Source organism: Enterobacter sp. PGRG2, assembly GCF_030291195.1.
In the GTDB taxonomy this organism is placed as follows: Bacteria; Pseudomonadota; Gammaproteobacteria; order Enterobacterales; family Enterobacteriaceae; genus Enterobacter_D.
Genome location: NZ_CP127837.1, coordinates 242310 through 246286, shown reverse-complemented (window position 1 = coordinate 246286; position 3977 = coordinate 242310). Strand labels below are relative to the sequence as shown.

5 protein-coding genes are annotated in these 3977 nt (G+C 50.3%); all 5 read left to right on the top strand.

Features of this window, described 5'->3' with window-relative positions:
• On the top strand, positions 1-723 hold a 723-nt coding region (locus QRD42_RS01000; RefSeq protein WP_321987993.1), incomplete at its 5' end, for a hypothetical protein.
• A complete protein-coding gene (locus QRD42_RS00995) occupies positions 705-1241 on the top strand; it encodes a hypothetical protein (RefSeq protein WP_321987992.1) in 537 nt (178 codons plus the stop codon). The genes QRD42_RS01000 and QRD42_RS00995, both read left to right, overlap by 19 nt.
• 188 nt (positions 1242-1429) lie before the next feature.
• Positions 1430-2767, top strand: a complete 1338-nt coding sequence (locus tag QRD42_RS00990; RefSeq protein WP_412176406.1) for an ATPase, T2SS/T4P/T4SS family — start codon at positions 1430-1432, stop codon at positions 2765-2767.
• The gene (locus tag QRD42_RS00985; protein ID WP_321987991.1) at positions 2751-3788 is read left to right on the top strand and encodes a type II secretion system F family protein; all 1038 of its coding nucleotides are present in this window, start codon (positions 2751-2753) and stop codon (positions 3786-3788) included. The genes QRD42_RS00990 and QRD42_RS00985 overlap by 17 nt, the downstream gene beginning before the upstream one ends.
• A gap of 23 nt (positions 3789-3811) precedes the next feature.
• Positions 3812-3977: prepilin peptidase (locus QRD42_RS00980; RefSeq protein WP_321988720.1), on the top strand; the 166-nt coding region annotated here is incomplete at its 3' end.

The following is a 3977-nucleotide window of genomic DNA, read 5'->3' as shown; positions in this document are numbered from 1 at the left end:
TATTACTACTTCATCTGGAAACCCGAACAGGAGCGTCTGGCGCAGATTGAAAGGGAAAAAGCGGCGCGCCAGCAGAAAATCAAATCCGTTGAGAAGTTTTATCAGGATTCGCTTACCGGCGGCAGCATTACGGATGTCCATAAGCTGTTAGCGCAACTCCTTATGGTGAATGACCGTCTGGCGATGCTGGGCTTTAGTCCAAAAGCGATGCTTTGTAATAGTAAGGATTGTTCCCTGAGCTATCAGCTTGATGCCGGAAAAATATTCACTATGACCGATATTCAGGTGGGGGGAGAGAGTTATTCACCGAGCTTCTCTCAAAACAGTCTGGATTATACTGGCATACCTTCTGGTTTGAATAATCACCCGTGGTTAAACGACTGGAAAAATAAAAAGCCAGTCGATCTGCCGGTATGTACTGATGTTTTAAGCTACCTGAGTACCTGGAATTCCCTTGGCGGCAGCTATAACGAAATTGCCCTGAACGGTTTCCCGGCGTCTTCGGTAGCAAATGATGAATCCGCGCTGAAAAATGCGGTGATGTCATTTGGCATGCTGTTCGCTAACTGGACGATAACCATACCGTCTGAAATGGCGATGACGAAAGTATCGCTATTGTTACAGAAACAGCTCTTTGCCGATGCATTCATTATTAAATCTATAGAGTTCAAAGAAAAATCAACGCTTGTTACCGGAGGACTGGCATGCAAAAAGGGAAATTAATTATTGCGGGGTTGATGTTGACGCTGTCGCCTGCGATCTATGCGGCAGAGACGGCGGAAGTAAAGCCCGCTGAGCAGGTTGTGGAAGGGCAAGCTGCGGCTACAGCCGAAAGCGCGGCTTCGCCGATGCAAAATCATGTCGTCCAGTTGATGGAGAAGGATTTCAGCTTCGAAACGCAGTATCGGGAACTGAATAATCAGCTTGTACTGGAAAAACTGCGTAGCGAACTACGCAAACTTCGCGGCGGCAACGCCGCCTCTGTTCCGGCGCCTGCAACGCCTCTTACCGCAGCGGAAACTGATTTTAGCGATGAGCCTGCAGAAGCCGGCGCGTCTGCACCTGCGTTACGGGCGTTGCTGATCTCTGAAATCGCCGGGCAGAAACGCGTCGCAATTTCAGGTGAAGGCGGCGGGGTAAAAATGGTGCCACTGAATAAACGCTTTAGTTACGGCGGTTATGAATATATTGCTCATCATCGTCAGGGCGATGAAGTCACGGTTGAGGTTATTAGTCAGTGATAGATTATATCCAGTTTACCGAGGAGAATATTCATTCTCAGGAGTGGCAATTTAAAGAGTATGACGGCGATATGCTGGTTGCTGAACATGCGGATGAAGCCTGGTTGCTGGTATCGACACCACTTATTGATAATCTTGCTCCAATGCAGGCGGTATTTCACCGCCTGCTGGTGACGCATAATTTGCAGATCAAGGGCATAGCCCAGGTTACGGAACGCAATTATTACCAGATTGTTGAGCAGCTGCTCTCCACAGAAAACAAGCTGCTGGAGCAGGAGTCCAGTAATACACAGCGCGCGCTGGAAGAGTTACTGAAAAAAGCCGTAGCATTAAAGGCGAGCGATTTGCATATCACGCGTAACGATATGGTGGCGGATATTGAGCTGCGAATTAACGGCGTTCTCTGTCCATTTATCCAGATGAAAGCGTCACGCTGCGACGAACTGGTCTTCGTGCTTTATAACGTTGAGGCCAGTACGCGTGACACTACCTGGAACCGCAATATTGCCCAGAATGCGAATATTCTCTATTCGCTGGATGGTAAAAGCTACCGCTTCCGTTACGCGCATTATCCGGTATTTGGTGAAACCAGCGATTGCTATCACGCTGTGTTGCGTATTATTCCGTCGGGGCTTGATAAAGCCAGCGTCGCCAGTCTGGATAAGCTGGGCGTCTCGGATGAGGAAATCGTCGATCTCAAACGCATTCTGAGTAACCCGTACGGCGCTTATATCATTGCCGGGACGACCGGATCGGGTAAATCGACGACGCTGAAAAACCTGATGGAGTGGATGCAAATTCACCGTTATGACAATCGCGGCTGTTTCCTGACCGTGGAGGATCCGGTGGAATACCAGATCTACGGCGCGAAACAGAGTTCGGTATTAAGCGGCGAGTCAGGTGGTTTTCACTCGGCAATTAAATCTTCATTACGTCGCGATCCGGATGTGCTGATGGTGGGGGAGATCCGCGACAGTATTTCATCAAACGCGCTGGCCGGTGCGGTAGAGAGCGGTCACTACTGTTTTACTACGGTACACGCCGGGAACATTGTGTCGCTGTTGCAGCGTCTTTCAGCGCTGGGGATCACCAGCGATAAACTCTCGACGCCGGGTTTTATCGCGGGGCTGCAATGCCAGAAACTGATCCCGCTACTTTGCCCGCACTGCAAGGTGCCCCTGCGTACCGACGTTATTTCCGGACGCGAATTCCCGCTGTTTGAAAAAAATGCGGCGGGATGCCCGGCCTGTAAGCATACCGGTATCAGCGGGCGGCAGCTGGTGATGGAGTACCTGCTGCCGGTGTACGACGAACTGGAAGCCATTGCCGAACAGAAATGGCTCAAGGTTTACACCATCTGGCGTGCCAAGCGTTTTAAAACCACCAGCCTCAGTGAAGGATTTGAGATTAAAGAAAAAACCATGGCGGCGGTGCTGACCGGACGGGTTTGCGCCACATGGTTTCAAATGGAATTTGGCGGAGTTGCTCAGGAAGAACTGGAGGTTATAGTTGAAAAAATTCGGTAAGAAGCAACGTATTTACCTCTACCAGTTTTGTGCCGACATGATAGAAGCGGAGCTGCCGCTTTATGATGCGTTACAAAAACTGCGCGCAGAGGGTAAGCAGTTACTTGGAAATGGCTTTGCAAAGCGACTGGAAGCGCTCACCACAAAGATGGCGAACACCACCTCGATTTCCATGGTATTTGAAGGTTTTGTGCCGGATTCGGAACTGAGCGTCATTAACGCAGCAGAACGCAGCTGCAGTCTGGCAGATGGTTTTAAGACGCTGGTTAACGTCATTAAATACAACAGCGAGCTAAAACAGAAAATCGTCGGCGCGGTGACGTTTCCGCTTATTATGCTGGTGCTGTCGCTGATTGTGATTGCCGGTTACGCCGCCAAAGTTTTCCCGGCCTTTGAAAGCGTGGTGCCGGTTTCTAAATGGCCCGGCGTAACCCAGGCGCTGTACACCTTTGGTATGGCGTTATGTAATGGTCTGTGGATCTATATTCTGTGTGGATTTATCGCGACCGTGATCGTCATTAATATCGCGATGTCCAAAGTAGCCGGTCCGCTGCGTAATAAATATCTCGATCGTATTATTCCGTTTTCGACCTATAAGCAGCTTTCCGCCTCGATATTTCTTAACAACCTGGCGCTGATGCTGCGTAATAAAATCCCGCTGCATGATGCGTTAAGTATTATCGGCCTGAACGCTAACCGCTGGCTGCGCTGGCACCTGAATGATATGCAGGAAAAAATGGCTAAGGGCATGAGCTACGGCGAAGCGCTGAACTCTGGCCTGCTTAATGCCGAAGCCTTGCTGAACATCAGCCTTTACGCTGCGCTGCCCTCCTTTAATGAAGTGCTGATGGCGGTGTCAGATAAGTCCCGCGAAAGTATTCGTATTTATATTGGTAAGCTTTCCGGTTTGCTGAAATCGCTGTCCACGCTGGTGCTGGGAGGTTGCGTAATATGGGTCTTCGCTGCGCTCTTTGCGCTGAGTGACAAACTGGCTGCGATGGGTGCCAGCGGTTCGTTTTAAGCAGGAAAAAGGAACGAAAAGACATGGAACTGTTGCTGCCCTGGCTGCCGGGGCTCTTTTTACTGCTGGGGCTGCTGTTTGGCAGTCTGGCAAACGTCATTATCTACCGTCTGCCGCTAATGATGGGCATCCACGAGAATGGCGATGACGCCGGGGTTAATCTCTGGTGGCCGCCGTCCCATTGCCCGT